This is a genomic window from Mycobacterium sp. NTMscope_MAC_12 (genome assembly GCF_976985675.1).
Window position 1 is genome coordinate 2166344 of the sequence record NZ_CDRJYY010000001.1, and the last position, 23395, is coordinate 2189738.

Consider the following 23395-nt stretch of genomic DNA (forward strand, 5'->3'; position numbering starts at 1 on the left):
AAACACACATGACCGACGCGCTCGTCATCGACGCCGAAGGCCTTGACCGGCTGTCGTGTAACGCCAAGGCCAACCCCGAGACCGGCAAGAAGACGCTCAAAGCCAAGACGGTGTGTGAGACGGGGTTTCGCAACATGACCTATGTCCGCGACCTGGCGCCGATGCTGGTGGGGGAGCCGCCCGCGCTGCTGGGTGATGACTCGGCGCCCAATCCCTCCGAGACCGCCCTGGCCGCGCTGGGCTCATGTGTGTCCGTGGGACTGTTGGCCAACGCCACACACCGTGGTGTGACCCTCACCAAAATCGAGGTCGAGATGGAAGGCGACATCGACATCTCCGCGGTGTGGGGCGTGGGGGACACCCCGCAACGAAAGCGCCTCGGGTTCAGCGCGGTCCGCTGCACAGTGAGCCTGGCCGGCGATGCCGACGAAGCCACGCTCAAGGAGATCCACGACAACGCCATCGCGTGGTCGCCGGTCGTGAACACGTTTCGCAACCCGGTGAGCGTCGAATCGTCCCTGCGCACCGGATAAGCATTGTGTCTCAAAACCGAAGCATGGCAAATACATTGACCAAATCCGACCTCGGCGCGGCCATCAGGCTGGCCCGCGCCAGACAAGGACTCAGCTGGGCAAAGATCGCCGAAACCATCGGCAAGGACCCGGTGTGGACCGTCGCGGCGCTGCTTGGGCAGCATCCGCTCTCGGCCGGCGACGCCCGGGCAGTGGCGTCGCTCCTCGACCTCGACGAGGAGGCCGTGGCCGTACTGCAAATGATGCCGCACCGGGGATTCGATGCGACCATAGCGAAAGATCCCACCATCTACCGGTTCCACGAGGCGCTGGCCGTCTACGGTCCGGCGATCAAAGAACTCATCCATGAAGAATTCGGGGACGGCATCATGAGCGCGATCAACTTTCAGCTCAGCGTGCGGCGCCGTCCGCACCCGCAGGGCGACCGAGTGGTCGTCACATTCGACGGCAAGTTCCTCGATTACGCGTGGCAACACTCCACCGAGCAGCCTCAGGAGGTAGCGCAATGACGGCGACCCTGGATCCCGCGGCCAGCCGACTGGATGTCGGCCTGTTGGACGACATCCGGGCCCACGCCGCGGCGCTGGACGGCGGCGAGGGCCATTCCCGTCGCAGCTTCACCGCGTTGGGGGACGCGGGCCTACTCGGGCTCGGCGCCCCGGGCAACGCCGACGGCCGGCTCCCGACGATGGCCGAGGTGATCCGGTTGATCTCCGGGACCTGCATGAGCACCGGGTTCTCGCTATGGGCCCATCGCATGACGGTCGAGTATTTACTCACCGCCGCAACCCCGTTCAGCGCGACCGCCGTCGGCCCATTGCTGTCGGGAAACGTGCTGGGAGTCACCGGCATGGCCGCGGCGTTCAAGGAGGCAGCGGGTTGCGGCAGCGTGGAATTGACCGCCACACCGGTGGCCGGCGGCTATCGGGTGTCCGGTCCGATCAGGTGGGCCAGCAACCTGTACCCCGACTCGACCATGGTGACGGCGGTGCGTACCGATGCCGGCGAAAGATTGATCGTCGCCTTGCCATTGGACACACCCGGGGTGCTCCTGGGTGAGCACTTCGATCTGCTGGCCATGGGGAGCACGGCGTCGTCGTATCTGAACCTGGACTGCGCAGTCGTCCCCGACGGTCAGGTGCTGTCGCGGGATTTCGAGGGCTTCCTGCAGGCGGTCCGCCCGACTTTCCTTGTGCTGCAGTCGGCGATGTGTCTGGGGCTGGCCAGGACGGCGCTTGAGCAGGCAAGGCTGGGCCTCGGCGGCGTCAACTCGGTCTTCGGTGCCGACGTCGACCGCGTCGCGGACAAGCTGACCGACGCCGAGGCGACGCTCGCGCATGTCGCCGCCGCCGTCGGGGGTCCCCGGACGCCCACCAAGAAGGAGCTGCTGTCGCTGCGGCTCGCCGCGGCCGAACTGGCCAGCGCCAGCGCTGATTTGGAGATCCGAACCGCCGGCGGCAAGGGGTATGCGAGCCGAACGCCGGTGAGTCGGCGCTACCGGGAGGCGGCGTTCATCCCCGTCCAGTCGCCGTCCGAAGGCCAACTGCGCTGGGAGTTGGCTCGATGCGCGTGAGCACGGGTCGACGATGGTGACTCCGGTGGCGGTGCCGCCGGAGGGCACCCAATCGCAACTCCTGGTCGGCGGGGTTCCGCTGGCCAGCCTGGTGCGCGACTATCACCGCCCGATGGTGAATTTCGCGCGGACCATGGTGGATTCGCCGGCGGTGGCCGAAGAAGCCGTGCAGGAGGCGTGGGTGCAAGTGCTACAATCGTCGGATTCGTTCCAGGGGCGCTCCTCGGTGAGCACCTGGTTGTTCGGGATTGTCAAGCACACCACCGCACGGCACCGGCGCCGCGAATCACGAATCCGCCATCACGAGGTGCTGGCCGCCGCCGATGAAGACCCGCTGTCGGGCCGCATGCATCCCGAGGGCCACCCCGATGCCGGACACTGGCGCGTGCCGCCGTCCCGCCGCTTTCTGCCGGAAGATCACACCGTCCAAAGCGAACTCGTCAGCTACGTCCGGGCGGCGCTGGATGCCTTGCCCGAGCGGCAACGCCAACTGGTCATCCTGCGCGACATCGTCGGCATATCGGCCGACGAGGCGGCCGAGCTTCTCGAACTGTCCAATGAGGCGCAGCGCGCACTGCTTTACCGCGCCCGGGGAAAACTCCGAAACGAACTGGAAAAGCGGTATCGACGATGACCGTTCACGACAACACCGTCCCTGCTATCGATTGCGTCGACTTCGTCCGCCTGGTCGACGACCTCGTCGACTCCGACCCGCGGCAGTGGGGCCCGATCGTCGCCAAGCACCTCGACGAATGCCCCCCGTGCCTGATCTATCTGCAACAGATGCTCGACCTCAAGATCCTGCTCGGCCACGTCTTCGACGACGAAGAGCTCGGCGAGGACCACATCTCTGGAGTCCTCAACGCGGTCAACACCTTACGGAAGGGCGAACACGGATGACGCTCAACGCTCAAGCGCAGCTGCTGCCGAACTCGGTAACGGTGGCGGACCCGGTGACCGCGGTGCCTACCGGCGGCGCCCTCGACGGTGCCCGCGAGGACCCCTTCGAGCCGCTGGCCGTGGGCGCCATGGTGGATCGGGTAGCGGCCATGGCGGTGGAGAAGGCCGCGCATCCGTGGGCATTTTTGATGCGCTCCTTGGTCGGCGGCGTAATGGTGGCGTTCGGGGCGCTGCTGGCCCTGGTGGTCAGTACCGGCGTCAAAACCCCTGGGGTGGCAAGCCTGTTGATGGGCCTGGCGTTCGGCATGTCCTTCGTCCTCATCCTGGTGTCGGGGATGTCGCTGATCACCGCGGACATGGCCGCCGGCTTCCTTGCCGTGCTCAAACGCACGCTGAGCGTTGGCAACTACGCATTGCTGGTGACCGTCGGACTGATCGGCAACATCGTCGGTGCACTGGTATTCGTCATCATCTGCGCCGCGGCCGGCGGCCCCTACCTGGGCGCTTTTGCCGACCGCGCGGCGACCGTCGGCACGCTGAAGGCGGGCCAGCCCTTCTGGACCGCCCTTCTGCTCGCCGTGGTGTGCACGTGGTTCCTGCAGACCTCGATGTGCATGTTCTTCAAGGCCCGCAGCGACGTCGCCCGGATGACATTCGCGTTCTACGGCCCGTTCGCATTCGTGATCGGCGGCACCCAACACGTGATAGCCAATGTCGGTTTTCTCGGTCTTCCCTTGCTGCTCAACCTCTTCCACCCGTCCGCACCGCGAGGCGCGATCAGCTGGGGGTTTGGTGCGCACGGGTTGCTCACCAACATCGGCATCACCACCGTCGGCAACCTCATCGGCGGCACGGTCTTCGTGGCGCTGCCGTTCTGGATCATCGCGCGGCTGCAGCGCCGCCAGATCTAAGCGCCGGCGACGGCACTGCGGCCCGGCGATCGAGAAACCTAAGCCTCACGACAGGCGGGTCGTCCTCGGGTAGCGTTGTTGATGAGTGAGGGAGAGCGAAATGCCCGGACCCGTCAAACAACTCGGTGTCGTCGTGGCGGTCGACGGCTCGTCGGCATCAACGGTCGCCGCGCGCTGGGCGGCCCGGGAAGCGGCGATGAGGGGCATCTCGCTGACCGTCGTCCACGCGGTGTCCACCCCCGCGGCGACATTCCCGCCGGTCCCGTACCCCGAATCCCTCGTCACCAATCTCGAAGACGAAGGCAAACAGGCGATCATGCACGCGGTGAAGGTCGCCGAGGAGGCGATGCCGGCGGATCGCACGGTGCCCATCGGAAGAAAGCTGGTGTACTCGACGCCCGCATCGGCGCTGCTCACGATGTCCGATACTGCGGAGATGATCGTCATCGGCGGCTCCGGGCGCGGATTGCTGGCCCGGGGTCTGCTCGGGTCCGTCAGCTCGACCGTCGTCCGTCACGCGAATTGTCCAGTCGCGGTTATCCGCGACGAAGGGCTACCGGATTCGCCGGACGCTCCGGTCGTCCTGGGAACCGACGGCTCACGGGCTTCCGAACTGGCAACGGAGATCGCGTTCGATGAAGCGTCGCGTCGCGGGGTCGACCTGGTGGCAATCCACGCATGGAGCGACGCCGCCATCGACGAAGTATTTGAAATCGACTGGCCGGTCGTGGAAGGTGAAGCGCAACGCAGCCTGTCGGAGAGTCTGGCGGGCTGGCAAGAACGCTATCCCGACGTCACCGTGCACCGGTTCATCGCCCGCGATCGGGCGGCGCGGCACCTCATCGACAAATCAGAAAGTGCACAGCTCGTCGTGGTTGGCAGTCACGGACGAGGTGGGCTGACCAGAATGCTGTTGGGGTCCGTCAGCAACGCGGTGCTGCATTCGGCCCGGGTGCCGGTGATCGTCGCTCGGCCGGTGGCTTCTTCATAGCGTGTTCACTGGGCGGGCCGTGGGACGCAACGCCGCGCAGAGCGCCCCGGCGGCGAAAACCACCGCGATCAGCCACGGGAAACGCCCATCGGGAGCGAAGCCCGCTGCGGCGACGACGGCCAGGGCGTAGGCCGCCATCGCGGCGCCGGTGAGCATCACCGGCTCGGCCCAACGCTCAGTGAGTGGGACACCGAGCAGTGGCAGGGGAGCCGCGAAAACCCTTTGCGCCCACCACAACAGCGCGATCTCGACCGCGGTCACGACGCTGAGTATCGCCACCCATTCCAGGCGGGCCAGCCACCAGGCGGCGCTCCCTTCGGGGGGCTGCGGCAAGAGTCCGGTGGGATACCCGATGATCGCCACGATCACGACGGGAATCATGTGCCACAGGTAGAGGGCCATGATGTTGTTGTTGGCGATGGACAGCGCCCGCTCGACACGGACGGCGCGCAGCGCGCGGTTGAGGGTGGGTGCAAGCGCCATCACAATGCCCGCTTGCGCGCCGCCAAAGGCCAACAGCGCCACCGTGGGTGGTGTCGTGTTGTCGATGGTCTGGCCCGGGACGCCGATCATGCTGATCGGATAGACCCGCAGCCAAATCAACACCGCCAGCCCCGCCGCCGAGACGGCGGCCAGCAGCCAGGGTCTGCGGCCGGTCAACAGCCCACCGCGCCAAGCGATCCCGAGCTGATACAACGCGCCCCAGCCCAACAGGTAGTTCACCCAGTCGAGATAGTGCACGTGAGCGCCGAGCCTGGCGGCATCGATGACCGCAACCGCAAACACGAGCGACGCCGGCGCCCACAGCCCCCAACGGCGGTGTGCGGCAATCGCAACCGGCGTCAACGACACCACCACCAGATACACGGCCAGGAACCACAGGTGCATCGCTACCGCCCAGCCGGCGTACTCGAGGACCGAACCGCCAACGCCGCAAAAGCTCAACGCAACAACGACTACCGACACCAACGCCGTGTATGCCGCGGTCGGCCCGAGCACCCGGGCCAGCCGATGCTGCAACCAGGTCTGGCGCGAGACTCCATCGGTTTCGCGCCGATGCGTCCACGACACCGCACCGGCGTAACCCGCGACCAGGAAGAACGTCGGCACCGCTTGGAAGGGCCAGGTCAGCCACTGGGTCCAGGGCATGTCGACGAGCGGGTTCTGCCGGCCGAACTGCCCCTCGTGGTAGGTCACCGACCCGGCCAGCCAGTGTCCCAGCACGATCAACACCACTCCGGATACGCGGAAATAGTCGACTGCCAGATCGCGGGCCGGCCGCTGGCTGTTTGCGCGGCCCATCAGATCGGGGGAAGCTCGACGCGGGACACAGCGCCACGGTACCCGTCCCATCGCGTGAAGCCGCTGGGCGCACAATGACTCCATGAAACAAGCGCGCCTCGCCAACCTGCAAGTCGGCCGCCTTGGACTGGGCGCGATGGGAATGTCGGTGGCCTATGCCGGCGCCGGCAGCGACGACGCCGAATCGATCCGCACCGTCCATCGCGCCATCGACCTGGGTGTCACCCTGATCGACACCGCCGAGGTTTACGGCCCCTACGTCAACGAGGAACTTCTGGCGCGTGCCCTGAAGGGCCGCCGTGATCAGGTGGTGGTGGCGACCAAATTCGGTCTCATCTCGCATACCGGCCGTGACGGGCTCGACAGCAGCCCCGCCAATGTCCGTCTGGCCGTGGACGGTTCGCTGCGGCGGCTGGGGACCGACCACATCGATCTGTACTACCAGCATCGCCTCGACCGCCGGACCCCGATCGAAGACACGATGTCCGCACTGGCCGAACTGGTCGCCGCCGGGAAGATCCGGCACGTCGGTCTTTCCGAAGTCGGCGTAAACACCATCCGCCGCGCGCACGCGGTGCATCCCCTCACGGCCGTCCAATCGGAGTATTCGCTGTGGACGCGCGACCAGGAACAGGAGATACTGCCGTTGCTGCGCGAGCTGGGGATCGGGTTTGTCGCCTACTCGCCGCTGGGCCGCGGCTTCCTCACCGGTACCGTCCGTTCCACCCGCGAGCTTCCCGACACCGACTATCGCAAGACAAATCCGCGGTTCTTCGACGAGAACTTCCAGCACAACCTACGGTGCGCGGACGAAGTGCGCGACATCGGCGCTGACATCGGCGCCACGGCGGCCCAGGTCGCGTTGGCGTGGCTGCTGGCCAAAGGCCCCGATATCGTGCCGATCCCGGGCACCAAACGGGTCGCCCGCCTGGAAGAAAATGTGGGGGCCGACGCGATAGAGCTGGCCCCGGACCAACTGGCGCGGCTCGATTTTCTCACCCCACCCGTGGGAGGGCACCATGCGGAGGCGCAAATGGCATGGATCGACCGCTAGTGGCCAACAAGAAGCTGGTAATCGGCGCCAGCGGATTCCTGGGATCACACGTCACCCGACAGCTGGTGGCGGCCGGCGAAGACGTGCGAGTCATGTTGCGCCGCACCAGCTCCACGGCCGGTATCGATGATCTCGATGTCGAGCGCTGCTACGGCGACGTGTTCGACGACGCCGCGCTCCGCGCCGCGATGGCGGGCTGCGACGTCGTTTATTACTGCGTCGTCGACGCCCGCATGTGGCTGCGTGATCCGGCGCCGCTGTTTCGCACCAACGTCGAGGGCTTGCGCCACGTTCTGGACGCGGCCTTGGACGCCGACCTGAAGAGGTTCGTATACACCAGCACCACAGGCGCTTTGGCGATCAGCGACGACAAACCGGTCACCGAACAGGACCCGCACAACTGGGATCAGGGCGGCGCATACATCGAAGCGCGGGTGGCAGGCGAAGATCTGCTGCTGTCGTACGCACGGGACAAAGGCCTGCCGGGTGTGGCGATGTGTATCTCCACCACCTACGGACCGGGGGATTGGGGACCGACCCCGCACGGTTCGCTGATTGCTTTGGTCGCCAAGGGTCGCTTTCCGTTCTATTTCGATTATTCGGCCGAAGTGGTGGGCATCGAAGACGCCGCCAGGGCAATGCTTCTCGCGGCCGAGCACGGACGCAACGGCGAACGCTACATCGTCTCCGACAAGTACATGAGCGTCCGGGAGCTGCACGCAATCGCCGCCACCGCCGTCGGCAGACGAGCACCGCGCGTCGGCATCCCGATGTCGGTGCTGCGTGCCGGGGCGCGGGTCAACGACGCGGCGGCAAGGCTGCTGGGCCGTGACTTGCCGTTCGCCTACGCGGGAATCCGGATGGCCGAATTGATGTCGCCGCTCGACCACTCCAAGGCCACCCGCGAACTGGGCTGGACGCCCGAACCCGTCGAGGACTCGATCCGCAAAGCCGCCGTCTGGTTTGCCTCGCGCTAGTCGATGCTGGCCAACGCCGCTGTGCCGTACTTCTTTTCGATCAATCCCCATGGGTCGGCGTACGGGCCGCGTCCCTCCAGCCGGCGTTGCACCATGAAGACGGCGCGCAGGATCGGACGCAACACCGGGCCAAGCAGCCGCAACACGTTCCGCATGGGGCCCTGCGACTCGGCGAGCCAGGCCACGGTCTGCTGCCAGTCGTGCTCCTGAAACTCGAGCAGCGCCTGCGCTTCGGTGGTGTCATACCAACCGGTGAAACTCCAGCCGCGGTCGTCGCCCGGGTCGCCGGGCAGGCCGGCCGAGGGTCCGAGCGGGCCTAGGCCTGCCGCGGTCATGAGGTCGTCCTGCAGGACGTGCTGATGGAGCACGTACGTGTCGTTGCCGCCGATGAGCAACACCTTGCCGGAAATGGTGGATTCGCGGTCGACACCGTTGGCGAACGCCAGTGCCACGTCACGCGCATCCACCGCATGGATGCGGTTATCGCTCGGCATCGACCGCATCAGGATGAGGTAGTCACCATTGATGCTGGCCTGGGTGTCCGGCGAGATGACGCCGGCGAGCCGGTAGAGCGCGTAGGGCAGGCCGCTGGCGCGGATCGCCGCCTCGGCAAGCACTTTGTCCTGTCCGTATTGATCGACGGGGTTCACCGGGGTGTCCGGGGTGATCCGCTCGGGCTGGCGGAAGGGGTTCCGCGATCCGTACACCGCGGCGCTGGACGCCATGAGGAACAACGGTGGGCGGGGGAGTGCGGCGCAGGCCGCCAAGAGATGCTCGGTGCCACCGACATTGACGCGCCGGGCCAATCCGGGATTGCGATACGACGGTGGGGAGACGATGGCGGCCAGATGAACGATCGCGCCGGGTCGGTGGGCGCCGACCAGATCGCGCACCGCGTCGGCGTCCAGTAGGTCGGTGTAGGCGGGAATCAGCGTCCCAGGGTGATTTCCGGCCGACAGTGCTTTCTCGACGGCCACGGTGTTGTCGTTGCGCAGATCCATCGCCACGACGGTGCGCCCCCGGTCGAGCAGGAGCTGCGTGCAGCGCCTACCGACCTGTCCGAACGCGCCGGTGACCAGCACGGTGTCGACAGCCACGACGCGTCACCGATCCATCAGCCGGCCGGCGATTTTGCCGATCGCCGTGCGGATTCGGGGGGACACGTAGATCGAGAATAGGGGCGTCACGATGTCCTCGCGGAGTCGAGTGAGCTTGGAGCTCTTGATAAGCCATCGGCCGGCGACGTTTTCGTAGGTCTCGTGGTAGTGGCCGTAGCCGACCAAGGTCACCCCGGGGCCGAAACGCACGACGTCTTGCAGCGCCCATATCCCACGCGCCGTCGTTGCCGACGTGAGCTCGATTTCGGGGGTGTGTACCTGGTGCGCGGTGGCCTGCGTGGGGCGGCCGAGGGCCCCGCGGGTGAAGGCCACGAAGTCGTCGGCGCCGGCGATCACCTTGCCGCCCGCTTCGGAGGTGTCACTTACGAAGTCGTCGGCGAAGATCGTTCGCCAGGCCGCCCAGTCCTTGGTGTCCAGGTAGCGGCAGTAGCGGGCTTTGAGCTGCTTGATGGATTCGATCGCCGGCAGTGTGTCGGCGACCAGGCTTTCCGCGCTCTCTGTCATTGCGGCTCGATTCTGTCCGTAAGCGTCCTGGCGTGACGTTTCACTGGCGAAGTGTAAACCTGTCAGCCTTTGAAGTAGACGATCTGATTTGTGGTGGCCAGCAGGCCGCCGGCGCGGGTCCATACCTGTGCGCTCTGGTCGAAGTAGCCGTTTGCGAAGCGGTTGGCGTGGGCGGTGGCCAGCACGAAATCGCCCGCGACGGCCGCGAGTTGCTGCTGATCGGCGTGAAAATACGTGGTCAATGAGATCGTCCCGGACGGGAGGAAGCCGCCGCGGCGCAGGAACACCCGCGGGTAGAAGATGTCGCACAGCGCCGCGAGGGCCGGGTAGTCGACCGGGCGTTGCGCGCCGTCGCGCACCCACAGCGTGGAGGTCGAGGAGGGGCTGGGATCCTCGCCTTTGCCGGGCATCGCACCCTCGACGTACCGCGTGTCGTAGAGGCCGGTCCATCGAACGAGGCCCGGATCGACCGCGGACAACTGCTCAGGGCCCGGCGCGCTCGGCGGCTGCGCTTCCGTGTCGGCCCAGCTCTCGCGCCGGATCGCAAAGATCGCGGTCGCCGTGGTCTTGACCACCCCGTCCTGGCTGAGCTCGATGATCCAATGCTGGTTCGTGCGGTTGGTGCGCGCGGCCCGAAGCCCGATGTCGAAGTCGCCGTCGGCGATCGGTGCGGCGAAGTTGACGGTCAGGGCAAGCGGTTCCCCGATGCGGTCGGGGTGTCCTTCGACGGCGGCCAGCATGACGGCGGCGGTGATCCCGCCGAACGGCCCGACCATGTTGGCCCACTCCGCGTGCGTGCGACCGCGCCTGACGTCGGCGCTGATCGTGTCGAGGCGGACCGCCTCGTCGAGGGGATGTGCGTTGGGCATGTTGGTTCCTTGATCGCCAGGCCGTTGGGCGCCGAAGACCAGCCGAACAATTCACCGCACGCCTCGGGCACGAGTCGACGGCAGACTACTTGCGGGCGACCCGGCGCCGGACACGGGGTCTGACACCCTTAGCGCGCCCGTACACCCGCGTATCCGTTGCTGTACAGTCGCCCAGCACAAGGACGATGGTCGAATGAGAGGCCAACCGGTGACTTCCGAGTCGGTCGAGGAATTCCGGAGCCGGGCCAGGGCCTGGCTCGCCGCGAACATGCCACGACTCGATCCGGCCAAGGCGGCGTCGCTGGAGCGAGATCAGCTGCCGTCGTGGCGCCGGGCCCGCGAGTTGCAGAAGCTCCTGTGGGAGGGCGGATTCGCCGGCATCTGTTTCCCGCGCGAGTATGGCGGCCTCGGGCTGGGCTACGAATACAAGAAGGCTTTTGACGCCGAGTCGCTCGGCTACGAGACCCCGTTGCTGCTCAACGTCCCGTCCTTCGCCATCTGCTGCGCCACGATTCTCGATATGGGCAGTGAGGAGCAAAAGCGCACCCACATCCCGGCCGCGCTACGCGGCGAGGAGGTGCTGGTGCAGCTGCTCTCGGAACCCAGCGGGGGATCGGATCTGGCGGGCGTCATCACCCGCGCCGAACGCCGCGACGGGCGATGGATCATCAACGGCGCCAAGACCTGGAGCACGTGGGCATTCGCCGCCGACTACGGCCTGTGCCTGGCCCGCACCAACTGGGACGTGCCCAAACACGACGGGCTCACGATGTTTCTGGTGCCGCTTCGGCATCCCGGCATCACGATCAACCGCGTCGAACAGGTCAACGGGTCGATCGAATTCTGCGAAGAGTTCTTCGACGACGTCGACGTGGGGGATGACGCCGTCGTCGGCGAACCGGGCAAAGGCTGGGAGGTCGCGTCGCGCCAGCTCTACCACGAGCGCCGCAGCATGGGCGACGGTTCTGAATACACCAGCGGGCCGGGAATCGCTGAGGCCGAAGATGTTTCGGTCGACCTGCTGACGTTGGTCGACAAGACCAACCAGCACGACAGCGAACGGGTCCGGGAGATGATCGGGCGCGCCTTGGTTCACCGCACGGTCCACGGTCAGCTCAGCGAGCACGTCTTTCATGCCGTCGCCAGCGGAGCGCTGCCGCCGACCGCGGGATCGATCATCCGGCTATCGATGGCCGCGGTGCACGACGTCGAAACCGACACCGCCCTCGCCGTGTCGGGGACGTCGGCCGTGGTCGAGGACGGCAGCGCGCTGCTCGACATCGGGACACGCTATCTCGGCCGGCAGACCGCCAGTATCGGCGGCGGCACCACCGAGATGGCCCGCAACGTGATCGGCGAACGCGTGCTGAACTTTCCGCGCGAGCGTGCCGACGACCGCGGCGTGCCGTTCAATCAGGTGCGACGCGGCAAAAGCCCGGGAGGCGAACGTAATTGAGCGATCAGCTGCGTGACATCCGCGAGTTGGCGGGGGACTCCGACGCCTACCGCGACGAACTGTACCGACGCTGGACGGGGCTGCTCAGCTACCGCTACATCGGCCGCAAACACTCTTCGATGAACCTCGGCGAGACCGACGACACCGTCACCATCCGGCGCGACATGCGCAACGATGCGGGCGGAATCATGGTGGCGCCGTTGGCCATTTCCTCCCCGGAGGGCTGCCAGACCGACATGGTCGCCGTGCCCAATCCGGTCATCGCGTCGGTACAGATCGTCGACCCCGGCTACGACGTCACACGGGTGGAGATCGTCGGGTCGGGCGTCGTGCACCAGGGACGCACCATGGGCTACGGGCGGTGCATGATCGTCGACGCCGACAATCCGCAGCGGGTGATCGCCTTCAACGAAGGGCAGGGGGCGATCATCGGCATCCCGCCCGAAGGCTTGGACAGGATGGATGTTTCGGGCACCGAACTGGTGATCGAGGACTCTCCCGACCTGCCACCGCTGTGGCAGGCCTTCGGCGCCAGCCGTCGCGACGACGGCCACTGGGTGCTGCCCGAGCTCAGCACCGAACTCGCGTCACCGGATGCAGCGCTGCACATCGGACCCCAGCACGTCGTTCTCGAGGCCGCCGCAATCGATTTGGCCGCCGAGGTCGCGGGAACCAAGATGCTGCAGGTCGTCAGCTGGCACGTGATGTTCATGTCCCGCGGCAAGGTGGGTCCCTTCCGAGTCGAGGGGACGGCACATCCCGGCGGGCGCGGGCGCGTCGGCGTGCGCATGCTGCTGCACGACGAGGGCAACGCCGACAAGGCCGTCACCTCCGCCGCGGCGGTCTTCGACATCGTCGGCTGAGCCGGGTTAGGCGCCCTCCGCCTGGGTGCACCCCGGCGAAGGGCGATAACCTTCCCGGAGGCGACGCGAAGGAGCGTGATGGTCATGCAGGTTTCTCTGTTCGGGCAACTCAGCGGATCGGGCAGTCAATCGCCGATCGACGCAACGATCGCCAACCTCGAGATGCTGCGAGACGAGGGTTTTGCCCGGGTGTGGATGAGCCAATTGCCTTATGAGCCAGACCTTCTCACGATCCTGGCCATCGCGTTGCACGAGGTCGACACCATCGAGGTGGCCAGCGGTGTGGTGCCGATCCAGAATCTGCATCCGATGCTCATGGCGCAGCGCGCCCTCACGTTGAGCCTCGCCTCGGGTGGCCGGTTCACCCTCGGGCTCGGGATGACCCATCAGGCGGTCACCGAGGGGATGTGGGGCATCCCGTGGGACAAGCCGGTGCGCAGGCTCAACGAGTACCTCGACGGGTTGTTGCCCCTGCTGGCCGGTGAACCCGCGGCCGCGGCGGGGGACACGGTGACCACCCGCGGTGCGCTGATGATCTCCGAGGCGCCGCGCCCCGACGTGTACATCGCGGCCCTGGGTCCGCAGCTGCTCAAGATCGCCGGGCGGCGCACGTCGGGCACCTGCACCTGGATGACCGGACCCAAGACACTGGCCGAGCATGTCGGCCCGACGCTGCGGCAGGCGGCCGCCGACGCCGGCCGGGAAAACGAGGTGCGCGTCGCCGCCTCGTTGCCCATCAGCGTCACCGACGATGTCGACGCCGCCCGCAAGCAGGCGGCCGAACAGTTCGCCATTTACGGCCAGTTGCCGTCGTACCGCGCGATGCTCGACCGCGAGGGTTACGCGGGGCCGCAGGATGCCGCCATCATCGGCGACGAGGACACTGTCCGCGGCCGGCTCGACGAACTGCGTGCCGCAGGCGTCGACGAGTACGTCGCCGCGACGTTCGATCCGTCGCCGGAGGGCCGGGCTCGCACGCGGGCGCTGCTGCGGGCGTACGGCTCCTGACCGGCGTGTGGCTATGGCCATACATTGCCTCCGGTACGTATGGTGCATAGACGAGCTCACACGACAGGAGAAGCGCAGTGGCAGAACGGTTGGCGGGAAAGGTCGCCCTCATCAGTGGCGGCGCCCGGGGGATGGGCGCATCGCACGTGCGGTCGCTGGTCGCCGAGGGAGCCAAGGTGGTGTTCGGTGACATCCTCGACGACGAGGGCAAGGCCGTGGCCGCGGAGGTCGACCCTCATTTCCAAGCGGTCCGCTACCTGCACCTCGACGTGACCAGGCCCGAGGATTGGGATGCGGCGGTGGCCACCGCCCTGAGCGAGTTCGGCCGCATCGACGTGCTGGTCAACAACGCGGGCATCATCAACATCGGCACCCTGGAGGACTACGCGCTCTCGGAGTGGCAGCGCATTCTCGACATCAATCTGACCGGAGTGTTTCTCGGGATCCGTGCCGTGGTGAAGCCGATGAAGGAAGCGGGCCGGGGATCGATCATCAACATCTCCTCGATCGAGGGGATGGCCGGCACCATCGCCTGCCACGGCTACACGGCAACCAAATTCGCGGTGCGGGGGCTGACGAAGTCGGCCGCACTGGAACTGGGGCCCAGCGGAATCCGGGTGAACTCCATTCACCCCGGCCTCATCAAGACCCCAATGACCGATTGGGTCCCCGACGACATCTTCCAGACGGCTCTGGGCCGGGCCGCGCAACCCGTCGAGGTCTCCAACCTCGTGGTCTATCTGGCCAGCGACGAGTCCAGCTACTCCACCGGCTCGGAGTTCGTCGTCGACGGCGGCACCACCGCCGGCCTGGGGCACAAGGACTTTTCCAACGTCGAGACCGACGCGCAGCCGGACTGGGTTACGTAGGCTCCGCCCTCCACCGCGACGAAATGGGTTACGTAGCGGCCGTGACCGATTCGCGCTCTTGGGCGGCGGGTTGGGGCCATGGTGACGGGACCGGGCGTTGACGTACGTGTTGTGGCCACCAGAACCACTTGCCCAGCAGCGCCGCAATCGATGGTGTCATCAGCGACCGCACGATCAGGGTGTCGAACAACAGACCCAGGCCGATGGTGGTACCCACCTGGCCGATGACCGTCAGCTCGCTGACCGCCATCGTCATCATCGTGAAGGCGAACACCAGACCGGCTGACGTGACCACCGACCCGGTGCCGCCCATCGAGCGGATGATGCCCGTGTTCAGGCCGGCGTGGATCTCTTCTTTGAACCGCGCCACCAACAGCAGGTTGTAGTCGGCGCCCACGGCCAGCAGGATGATCACCGACATCGCGAGCACCATCCAGTGCAGCTCGATGCCGATGAGGTGCTGCCAGATCAGCACCGACAGCCCGAAGGATGCGCCCAGCGACAGCAAGACGGTTCCCACGATGACCGCCGAGGCCACCACACCGCGCGTGATGAGCAGCATGATGATGAAAATCAGGCACAGCGAAGCGATTCCGGCGATCAACAGGTCGTAGGTGTTGCCGTCGCTGAGGTCTTTGTAGATCGACGCGGTGCCCGCGAGGTAGATCTTGGAGCCCTCTAGCGGCGTGCCCTTCAGTGCCTCGTAGGCCGCCTTCTTGATCGCGCCGATGTGCGAAATGCCTTCCTGCGACATCGGATCGCCGTCATGGCTGATGATGAAGCGCACGGCGTGCCCGTCGGGGGAGATGAAGTTCTTCATGCCCTTCTTGAACTCTTTGTTGTTGAAGGTCTCCGGGGGCAAGTAGAACGAATCGTCGTTTTTGGAGGCGTCAAACGCTTTACCCATGGCGCTGGAGTTCTTCTGCGCCTCTTTCTGCTGATCCTGCAGACCCTTCTGGGTCGAATACATGGTCAGCATGGTCGTTTTCATCGCCTTCATGTTTTCGATCATGGACGGCATCAGCGCCACCATCTGGGGCATCAGCGTGTCGAGATGATCCATGACCGGTAGCAGGCTCTCGATGTCGTCGGTCATGGTGTCGATGCCGTCGAGGCCGTCGAACACCGAGCGCAGCGACCAGCACGCCGGGATGTCATAGCAGTGCTTTTCCCAGTAGAAGTAGCTACGCATCGGCCGGAAGAAGTCCTCGAAATCGGCCATGTGGTCGCGTAATTCGTTGATGTCGATGGTCATGTCGTGCATCTTTTTGACCATCACGTGCATGTCGTTGGCCATCTGCACGGTGATGCTGGACATCTTTTCCATGCTGTCGATGGTCGTCTGCATCATGTCGGCCTGGTGCAGCATGTCGGCCATCTGATCTTCTTGGTACTTCTGGCTCATCTGCTGGCTGACGCCCTGCATGCTGATCTGGAAGGGTATCGACGTGTGCTCGATCGGCGTGCCCTGCGGACGGGTGATTGCCTGCACGCGCCCGATGCCCGGCACGCGGAAGACCGTCTTGGCAATCTTGTCGATCACCAAGAAGTCCGCCGAATTCCGCAGATCGTGGTCGCTTTCGATCATCAGCACCTCGGGGTTCATCCGCGCCTGCGAGAAGTGCCGATCCGCGGCCGCATACCCCTCGTTGGCCGGCAGGTCCGTCGGTAGGTAGTTGCGGTCGTTGTAGTTGGTCCGGTAGCCGGGCAGGGTCAGCAAACCCACCAGCGCCACCCCGATGGTCATCACCAGGATCGGGCCGGGCCAGCGCACGACGAGCGCACCGACCTTGCGCCACCCGCGAATCCGTTGCGTGCGCTTGGGTTCCAGTGTCTTACCGAAGCGGATTACCACGGAGATGACCGCGGGACCCAGCGTCAACGCCGCCGCGACGACGACCACCATGCCGATCGCCAGCGGGATACCCAGCGTCTGGAAGTAGGGCAGGTTGGTGAAGTGCAAGCAGAAGGTAGCACCGGCGATGGTCAAGCCCGACCCGAGCACCACGTGCGCGGTGCCCTTGTACATCGTGTAGTACGCATCGACTCGGGACTCGCCGATAGAGCGGGCTTCCTGATATCGGCCGATCAAGAAGATCGCGTAGTCGGTGGCGGCCGCGATCCCCAAGGTGACCAACAGGTTCGTGGCGAACGTGGAGAGCCCGATGAGCTTGAAATAGCCTAGGAACGCGACCATTCCGCGCGCGGCCGACAGCTCGAGGACGACCATCACCAGCGTGAGCAGCACCGTGATGACGGAGCGATAGACCAACAGCAGCATCGCGATGATGACGGTGAACGTGGCCGCGGTGATGAGCTGCATGCTGCGGTCGCCGGCCTCGTGCTGGTCCGCCGACAACGCCGCGGGACCGGTGACGTAGGCCTTCACCCCTTTGGGTGGGGTCACGCTCTTGACGATGTGTTGGACCGATTCCACCGACTCGTTGGCCAGGGCCTCGCCCTGGTTACCGGCGAGGTAGACCTGGACGTAGGCGGCCTTGCCGTCGTTGCTCTGCGCGCCCGCTCCGGTGAGTGGATCGCTCCACATATCTTGTACGTGTTCAACGTGTTTGGTGTCGGCGTCGAGCTTCTTGACGACCTCGTCGTAGTAGGCGTGCGCGTCCGCGCCCAGCGGATTCTGTCCCTCGAGGACGATCATCACCGAGCTGTTGGACTTGTACTCGTTGAAGATCGCGCCCATGCGCTTGGTCGCGACCACCGACTGCGCGTCATCCGGTGCCATCGACACCGAGCGCATCTTGCCGACCTCCTCCAGCTGGGGGACGGAGACGTTGAGCACCGCGATGATCGCGATCCAGCCCAGGATGATCGGTACGGCGAACGTCCGGATGAGCCGCGGGATCTTGTCGCGCACCGGTTCGTCGACGACGGGGATGGTGTCGGTACGGGCGTCGTTGAACGTTGTGCTCATGCGGATTTCACCAAGCAGAAGGTCAGGGCGTGTACGCCGTGGGTGATGTTCTCGTCCTTGACTTCGTCATCGATGGTGATGCGGCAACCGAGGGAGTTGCCGTCGCTTTGTGCCGAAAGGTTCGGGAAGACCGAAGGGGCGGTGGTGCTCAGGACCAGCGTCCACGGCAGAGGTGCCCCGTCGATTCGCTTCGGGTCGGCGGCCAGATCCAGGTAGTTCACGTTCGCGTAGCTGGCCGAGCCGAAGACTTCGTATTTGACGACCTTGGGCTTGAACGGCTTGGACTCATCGAGTCGCGGGCTGGTCATGACGCCCGTGTCGTGCGCGCTGAAGAACGACTTGACCCGAACGACGGCAAACCCGCCGACCAGCACCACCGCCACGATCAACAGCGGCAGCCAGGCGTTGCGCACAAATCTCGATATCTGCACCTAGGTGATCCCTTCCTCATCACGCGGACGTGACACGGATCAGCGTTTGCGCGACTGGAGGTCGTGGCCAGGTGAGTGCCCACAAGTCGCACCGATCAACAACGAATTACGTCGATTGCTTTGGTTCGTGCGCAAGACCGTCAAATGCGGTGAAAGTCACCCATCCCCACTGCTGACGTCCCCGGCGGCGACACCCGGCTCACCTTGTTGCTGCAGCCTCCCCGGGCACCGCCACCAGCGCATAGTACATGATGTGCATATCTTGCAGTGTATGCAACATTTGCTGCTGGTGTTTCAAATCACTTCGTGAAGATGCTGTTCACCAGCGCGGCGGCACGTTCAACATAGGGCATCGGCGTGTCGGCTTTTTCACTCGCCTCGCCGCTTGCCCACCGCTCGAGGCCCGACCGCACCGCCGTCAGCGCCAGCGCGGAAATCAGCGCGGCCATCTCGTCATCGGGTTGCATCGCCTGGCGGCGGACGATGATGTCGGTCAACTGGTTCTGGAATCGTTCCAGATCGGCGAGGAATGCCGCCAGAACGGCGGGCGAAGTCTTGGCGAGTTCGAGCATGTGAGCCGCGTGTTCGCGCCGAGGTGGCACGTCGCGCAGGTGGTGTGCCGCCAGGGTGATCAGCTCTGCTAGGACGACCGAGTAGGGGGCGGGTCCGGCGGCGACGAAATCCTCGGCCAGCTCGGCGGGGATGTCTGAGGGGCCGTAGGCGAGCGCGGACTCCTTGTTGGGGAAGTAATTGAAGAACGTGCGGGTCGACACTCCGGCTTCGGCGCAGATTTCGTCGACCGTGACCTTGTCGAATCCCCGTTCCAGCGTGAGGCGCACGGCGGCGTCGCGGATGTCGGCGCTCGTCTGGCGGCGACGGCGCTCGCGCAGCCCTAGGGGATTGGCCATACCCATATAGTTGCACGTTGTGCACAGTTTGCAGTCAAAAGGTGCCATCTTGACGGTCGGAGGGCACACCTGACGGCGGAAGCAACTACGTTCCGGGCTTTCGGCACATCGCGCCATCGTCGTTCTGGCGCAACATCATTGGACCAGCCGCGGCGGTACAAGAGCCGGGTTCGGGCGGGTCATCCGCTGGGGGCGAGGGCGCCCCGCAAGTAGTCGCATTGACTCTCGAAGAACTTCGCCGAGATCGCCGCCTTGTCGGCGATCTGGTCGAAGGCGTGAAACGCCCCCGGAACGATCTCCTCCTGCACCGGCACGCCCGCTTCACGCAACCGCCGCGCGTACTCGAGGCTCTCGGAATAGAAGAGGTCCAGCGTTCCCACGCCGATCCAGGCGGGCGGCAAGCCCGACAAATCCTTCCGGCGCGCCGGTGCCGCTTCTTCGGGGTCGGCCCCGTTGAGGTACCACTGCCAGGCCAATTGGTTATCGGATTCGGTCCACATGATCCGCCTGGGGCCATCACGCCGGGCGCCGGTGCGATCGTCGAGCATCGGATACACCAGCATTTGGAAAGCGACTTTGACGTCCTGGCGGTCGTGCGCCCGCTGCGCCACCGCGGCGGCGAAATGCCCGCCGGCGCTGGCCCCGCCGACGGCGACTCGATCCGGGTCCACCCATGGCTGGCGCGCCAGCCAGAGCAGGGCCGCATAACAGTCCTCGACCGGTATCGGGTAGGGGTGTTCGGGGGCTAGCCGGTGTTCGACCGCCGCGATCGCGACGCTGGTGAGCTCAGACAGTTGGCGCAGATACTTGTCGTCCTGGGCAGCGTGGCCCATGATGGTGCCGCCGCCGTGGATCCACAGCAACGCCGGTGCGTGGTCGGCAAGGCCGGCCGGACGGTGCAGACGCACGCTGACGTGCTCATTGACCGCGGCCACCGGCACGGTGCGGATGCGGCCGGCGTTGCCCATCAGGTTCATGATGGCGCGCTGCAGCTTCAGACCGCGGTGCAAGGCGTAACCCCGGGGCAGGAATCGAGCCACTTTGCGAAGACCGGGATCCAAGACGTGGGGCGACGTGAAGGCGTTGTCGGGGAGCCTGTTTGCCATCGAATGCCCTCTGTTCCCTTGCGCCGGCAGACATGCTGACCATACAGGACGGAGGTAATGTCCATGCGTGGGAAAATTGAACCGGCTGAGCGTCCGCGCATTGGTCACGCGTCGCACTGGGCAGCCGACGCATTAGCCAAGCGGCACAGTTCGTTTCAGCGCGTCCGGTCGTCGCCGCCGGTGAGTGAACGCGCGACGTGACCAAACCTTGCCGCCCAGTGCGCGGAGCTCGTCAATCGCGGTGCCGGTGACCGCGTCCGCGTACCGTGATGTAGCGCCGGTTAGCATCGGACGTCCGGATGTCGGTGCGGAAGGTAGGGCATTGGCTGCGATACCCGTCATCGCGCTCACCGGTCACCTCGGGGCTGGCAAGACGACTCTGCTCAACCACTTGCTACGCCATCCCGGCACACGAATCGGCGTGGTGGTCAATGATTTCGGCGATATCAACATCGACGCTTCTCTGGTGGCCGGCCAGGTCGACGAGCCGGCCTCGATCGCCGGCGGATGCATCTGTTGCCTGCCCGATGGAGGTGGGCTGGATGAGGCACTGATCAAGCTCGCCGACCCGGCTCGGCGCCTCGATGCCATAGTGGTCGAGGCCAGCGGTCTGGCCGACCCCGTGGCGATCGCGCGGATCATTGGCTTCAGTGAGATACGCGGGGTCCGCGCAGGCGCGCTTGTCGACGTGGTCGATGCCGTGAATCACTTCGACACCGTCGACTGCGGCACGCTACCGCCGGTGCGGTATGGCGCGGCGTCGCTGATTGTGGTCAACAAGCTTGATCAGGTTCCCGAGAATGAGCGATCGGCCGTGGTGCAACGTGTCATACAGCGGGCGGCGCAACGTAATCCGCGCATCCACGTGGTCGGCACCAGCGGCGGCCGGATAGACCCAGCGCTTCTCTTCGACGCGTCTGGCATGTCCGGACAGGCTGGGCAGCTCTCGTTTCTGGACTTGGTGTCCGAGCACGAGCATGACCACGTCCACGCGGATGCCGTCACCGTCAGCAGCGATGGTTGCGTCGACCCTGATGCCCTGCTCGATCTTCTCGAACAGCCGCCGCCGCAGGTTTTCAGGATGAAAGGCATTGTGGCGGTGCGGAACAGGACGACCGTCCGCGAATATGTCGTCAACCTGGTGGGTAGCGCAATACACATCGCAAAAGCACCGCCGGGGTCCATGGCCAACTGCCTGGTGGCGATCGGGATGCATCTCGACATCCCCGCCGTACGCGCGCGCCTCGACAACGCGCTGCAGCCGGCGTCGGGGTCGGCGCCGGCGCCGGCATTGCGGCGTCTTCAACGGTACCGGCGGTTCAGCGGGTGAGCGATGATGCGGCAAGATACGGCTTGATGTCTTCTTCGCTGGGCGACGTGCTCGCCACCTTGGAGCTCGGCCGAGTCGACCAGTGGCTCTTCGTCGGGCAGCAGCTTCCCGCGCCCGCCAATCATATTCTCGGTGGGCATATCTCGGCTCAGGCGTTGTTGGCGGCAAGCCACACCGCGCCGGGTCGAGCGCCGCACAGCGTCCACACGTACTTCCTGCGGCCGGGCGACTCGCGTCGGCCGGTTGATTTCGAAGTTGTCGACCTGCAAGAGGGCCGGACGTTTTCGGCGCGGCGGGTCACCGCACGCCAAGATGGCAAGATTCTGATGGAAGCGATGTCGTCGTTCAAAGTCGCCGATTCCGCGCCCGCGCACGTCGTTTACCAGCCGCCCATGCCAGCGGCTCCGAGCCCAGAGTCCCTGCCGTGGGTTACCCCGCATTTAGCGGAGTCCGACGAAGGCACCCAAGGGCGCTGGGCCAGCCTGCGCTGGTTCGAACGCCGGATCATCGACACCGAGGTCGCTCCACCCGCACGCGCGTCGATGTGGTGGCGACCCGACGGGCAAGTTCCCGACGATCCAGTCCTGACCGCCAGCCTGGTGGCCTACCTGTCGGCGGTGACGTTGACCGAACCGGCATACGCGGCACGCGGTGGTGTCGGGGCATCGGCTCAGCGTGACCATTCGGTGTGGTTCCACGCTCCGGCGGCGTTGTCGGATTGGCTTCTCTACGACCGCTCGTCGCCGAGTAGCGCCGGTTCGCTGGCGCTGGCGAGTGGGACGATGTTCAACCGTACAGGCGAGCTGGTGTGCACGGTGAAACAAGAGATGTACTTCCCGCCGTACGCAGCCTGAGACCGCAAATTGATGGTTCGCCTTTCAACGTGACGCCGTTGCCATCTCAATAGGGCTGCGCTGCAAGGAAATTCGTCACAGTGACGTAATTAGGCCATAGGAGCCCCGGAAGTGGGGAAGGGGATATGGCGGTCGGGTTCGGTCCGCAGCGCGACTCGGTGCCCCTTCCGCGTCATGTCGTTCCACTATCCCGTCGCCATCGGAAATCTCGCAACGGTCGCTGCGCTTGACGAAGGAGTCGAAGCCTGGCGCGCCACGGTGCCATTACCGCCTTACGCAAACGTCACGGTGACGAATTGGGCGGGTCGGGTGGCCACTCGCCGAGCGGGGGCGACTCGGCCGGCGCGGACAAATTCGGCGTAGTGATTGCCGGGCCGCCGGAATGGGTAGTCGGTTTAAACTCACGCCCAGCTAAAGTCTGGACGCTTGCGATGGGAGGGCTCGATGAGTGTGTTCGTTCGTCGCGTCGTGTGCGCCGTGGCGGTGGCATTAGGACCCATGGCGTACGTGGCAGCGGTATCGCCCGGCGTGGCCTCCGCCCAACCCCCGGATTGCGGTGCCGGTAACTGGTGGAATCCGGGAGCCAATGCGTGTCAGCCGGTGGCGCCGCCGCCCCCGGATTGCGGCCCTGGCAACTGGTGGAATCCTGGGGCCAATTCGTGCCAGCCGGTGGCGCCGCCTGATTGCGGTGCCGGCAACTGGTGGAATCCGGGAGCCAATGCGTGCCAACCGGTGGCGCCGCCGCCGGAGTAGCGCGTCGCCGCTGCGGCAAGTAGTTTTGCCGAGCGCGGCAGTGTTCTAGATGTGGCAGCCGGCGTGGACTTGGGAGGTGCGCGCCGGCCAACCGTTCGCGTGATCAGACGTGTGCGTCGATGTAGCGACAAGGACGGGAATCTGGCCCGCGGT

The 23395-nt window shown here is 65.7% G+C and carries 23 protein-coding genes; 15 read left to right on the forward strand and 8 right to left on the reverse strand.

The annotated features are described in order from the left end of the window. The first annotated feature begins 8 nt into the window (after positions 1 to 8). The 7 genes from AC0KS4_RS09905 (at position 9) to AC0KS4_RS09935 (ending at position 4908) form a co-directional block, all read left to right on the forward strand. Entirely contained in the window at positions 9 to 533 is a 525-nt protein-coding gene (locus tag AC0KS4_RS09905) for an OsmC family protein (RefSeq protein WP_225326786.1), read from the forward strand. Positions 534 to 556: 23 nt separating this feature from the next. Next, positions 557 to 1042, forward strand: a complete 486-nt coding sequence (gene cynS / locus AC0KS4_RS09910) for a cyanase (protein ID WP_238957987.1) — start codon at positions 557 to 559, stop codon at positions 1040 to 1042. After that, a complete protein-coding gene (locus AC0KS4_RS09915; protein WP_238957988.1) occupies positions 1039 to 2106 on the forward strand; it encodes an acyl-CoA dehydrogenase family protein in 1068 nt (355 codons plus the stop codon). The genes cynS and AC0KS4_RS09915 overlap by 4 nt, the downstream gene beginning before the upstream one ends. A gap of 13 nt (positions 2107 to 2119) precedes the next feature. Further along, positions 2120 to 2740 (forward strand): RNA polymerase sigma factor, encoded by a 621-nt coding sequence (locus AC0KS4_RS09920; RefSeq protein WP_225326783.1) that lies wholly within the window; start codon positions 2120 to 2122, stop codon positions 2738 to 2740. Further along, positions 2737 to 3006 (forward strand): hypothetical protein, encoded by a 270-nt coding sequence (locus AC0KS4_RS09925; RefSeq protein ID WP_225326782.1) that lies wholly within the window; start codon positions 2737 to 2739, stop codon positions 3004 to 3006. Before AC0KS4_RS09920 ends, AC0KS4_RS09925 begins: the two co-directional genes overlap by 4 nt. Continuing rightward, a complete protein-coding gene (locus tag AC0KS4_RS09930) occupies positions 3003 to 3917 on the forward strand; it encodes a formate/nitrite transporter family protein (RefSeq protein ID WP_238957989.1) in 915 nt (304 codons plus the stop codon). The genes AC0KS4_RS09925 and AC0KS4_RS09930 overlap by 4 nt, the downstream gene beginning before the upstream one ends. A gap of 100 nt (positions 3918 to 4017) precedes the next feature. Then, positions 4018 to 4908 (forward strand): universal stress protein, encoded by an 891-nt coding sequence (locus tag AC0KS4_RS09935; RefSeq protein WP_225326780.1) that lies wholly within the window; start codon positions 4018 to 4020, stop codon positions 4906 to 4908. On the opposite strand, the gene AC0KS4_RS09940 is transcribed toward AC0KS4_RS09935, so the two are convergent. Next, positions 4903 to 6210 (reverse strand): acyltransferase family protein, encoded by a 1308-nt coding sequence (locus AC0KS4_RS09940; protein WP_238957990.1) that lies wholly within the window; start codon positions 6208 to 6210, stop codon positions 4903 to 4905. The two genes, AC0KS4_RS09935 and AC0KS4_RS09940, sit on opposite strands and share 6 nt — an antisense overlap. Before the next feature lie 82 nt (positions 6211 to 6292). Here AC0KS4_RS09940 and AC0KS4_RS09945 point away from each other — a divergent pair, with 82 nt between their 5' ends. Continuing rightward, positions 6293 to 7264, forward strand: a complete 972-nt coding sequence (locus tag AC0KS4_RS09945) for an aldo/keto reductase (protein WP_225326778.1) — start codon at positions 6293 to 6295, stop codon at positions 7262 to 7264. Further along, positions 7264 to 8241 (forward strand): NAD-dependent epimerase/dehydratase family protein, encoded by a 978-nt coding sequence (locus AC0KS4_RS09950; protein ID WP_238958050.1) that lies wholly within the window; start codon positions 7264 to 7266, stop codon positions 8239 to 8241. Before AC0KS4_RS09945 ends, AC0KS4_RS09950 begins: the two co-directional genes overlap by 1 nt. Here the strand turns inward: AC0KS4_RS09950 and AC0KS4_RS09955 are convergent. From AC0KS4_RS09955 to AC0KS4_RS09965, 3 genes are all read right to left on the reverse strand, one after another. Further along, positions 8238 to 9338 carry an NAD-dependent epimerase/dehydratase family protein gene (locus tag AC0KS4_RS09955; RefSeq protein ID WP_238957991.1) on the reverse strand — a complete coding sequence of 367 codons (1101 nt, stop codon included), beginning with the start codon at positions 9336 to 9338 and terminating at the stop codon, positions 8238 to 8240. The genes AC0KS4_RS09950 and AC0KS4_RS09955 overlap by 4 nt on opposite strands. A gap of 6 nt (positions 9339 to 9344) precedes the next feature. Next, positions 9345 to 9863 carry a nuclear transport factor 2 family protein gene (locus AC0KS4_RS09960; RefSeq protein WP_225326776.1) on the reverse strand — a complete coding sequence of 173 codons (519 nt, stop codon included), beginning with the start codon at positions 9861 to 9863 and terminating at the stop codon, positions 9345 to 9347. Between the two features lie 62 nt (positions 9864 to 9925). Further along, a complete protein-coding gene (locus tag AC0KS4_RS09965) occupies positions 9926 to 10732 on the reverse strand; it encodes an acyl-CoA thioesterase (RefSeq protein WP_238957992.1) in 807 nt (268 codons plus the stop codon). A 208-nt stretch (positions 10733 to 10940) separates the two neighbouring features. Between AC0KS4_RS09965 and AC0KS4_RS09970 the strand changes: the two genes are divergently transcribed. The 4 genes from AC0KS4_RS09970 (at position 10941) to AC0KS4_RS09985 (ending at position 14928) form a co-directional block, all read left to right on the forward strand. After that, positions 10941 to 12188 carry an acyl-CoA dehydrogenase family protein gene (locus AC0KS4_RS09970; RefSeq protein ID WP_225326774.1) on the forward strand — a complete coding sequence of 416 codons (1248 nt, stop codon included), beginning with the start codon at positions 10941 to 10943 and terminating at the stop codon, positions 12186 to 12188. Then, positions 12185 to 13051 (forward strand): hypothetical protein, encoded by an 867-nt coding sequence (locus AC0KS4_RS09975; protein WP_238957993.1) that lies wholly within the window; start codon positions 12185 to 12187, stop codon positions 13049 to 13051. The genes AC0KS4_RS09970 and AC0KS4_RS09975 overlap by 4 nt, the downstream gene beginning before the upstream one ends. Positions 13052 to 13129: 78 nt before the next feature. After that, the gene (locus tag AC0KS4_RS09980; RefSeq protein WP_238957994.1) at positions 13130 to 14059 is read left to right on the forward strand and encodes a TIGR03564 family F420-dependent LLM class oxidoreductase; all 930 of its coding nucleotides are present in this window, start codon (positions 13130 to 13132) and stop codon (positions 14057 to 14059) included. Positions 14060 to 14136: 77 nt separating this feature from the next. Further along, positions 14137 to 14928 (forward strand): SDR family oxidoreductase, encoded by a 792-nt coding sequence (locus AC0KS4_RS09985; RefSeq protein WP_238957995.1) that lies wholly within the window; start codon positions 14137 to 14139, stop codon positions 14926 to 14928. Positions 14929 to 14956: 28 nt separating this feature from the next. Here the strand turns inward: AC0KS4_RS09985 and AC0KS4_RS09990 are convergent, their stop codons facing one another. From AC0KS4_RS09990 to AC0KS4_RS10005, 4 genes are all read right to left on the reverse strand, one after another. Continuing rightward, the gene (locus AC0KS4_RS09990) at positions 14957 to 17860 is read right to left on the reverse strand and encodes an MMPL/RND family transporter (RefSeq protein WP_225326770.1); all 2904 of its coding nucleotides are present in this window, start codon (positions 17858 to 17860) and stop codon (positions 14957 to 14959) included. Further along, positions 17857 to 18291, reverse strand: a complete 435-nt coding sequence (locus tag AC0KS4_RS09995) for an MmpS family transport accessory protein (RefSeq protein ID WP_308011532.1) — start codon at positions 18289 to 18291, stop codon at positions 17857 to 17859. Before AC0KS4_RS09995 ends, AC0KS4_RS09990 begins: the two co-directional genes overlap by 4 nt. A gap of 299 nt (positions 18292 to 18590) precedes the next feature. Further along, positions 18591 to 19199, reverse strand: a complete 609-nt coding sequence (locus AC0KS4_RS10000) for a TetR family transcriptional regulator (RefSeq protein WP_225326769.1) — start codon at positions 19197 to 19199, stop codon at positions 18591 to 18593. 179 nt (positions 19200 to 19378) lie between these two features. After that, positions 19379 to 20305 (reverse strand): alpha/beta hydrolase, encoded by a 927-nt coding sequence (locus AC0KS4_RS10005; protein ID WP_238957996.1) that lies wholly within the window; start codon positions 20303 to 20305, stop codon positions 19379 to 19381. A gap of 322 nt (positions 20306 to 20627) precedes the next feature. On the opposite strand from AC0KS4_RS10005, the gene AC0KS4_RS10010 reads away from it, so the two are divergent. Beyond that, entirely contained in the window at positions 20628 to 21635 is a 1008-nt protein-coding gene (locus AC0KS4_RS10010) for a CobW family GTP-binding protein (protein ID WP_238958051.1), read from the forward strand. A 26-nt stretch (positions 21636 to 21661) separates the two neighbouring features. Then, positions 21662 to 22489 (forward strand): acyl-CoA thioesterase, encoded by an 828-nt coding sequence (locus AC0KS4_RS10015; protein ID WP_238957997.1) that lies wholly within the window; start codon positions 21662 to 21664, stop codon positions 22487 to 22489. Positions 22490 to 23395: the final 906 nt, after the last annotated feature.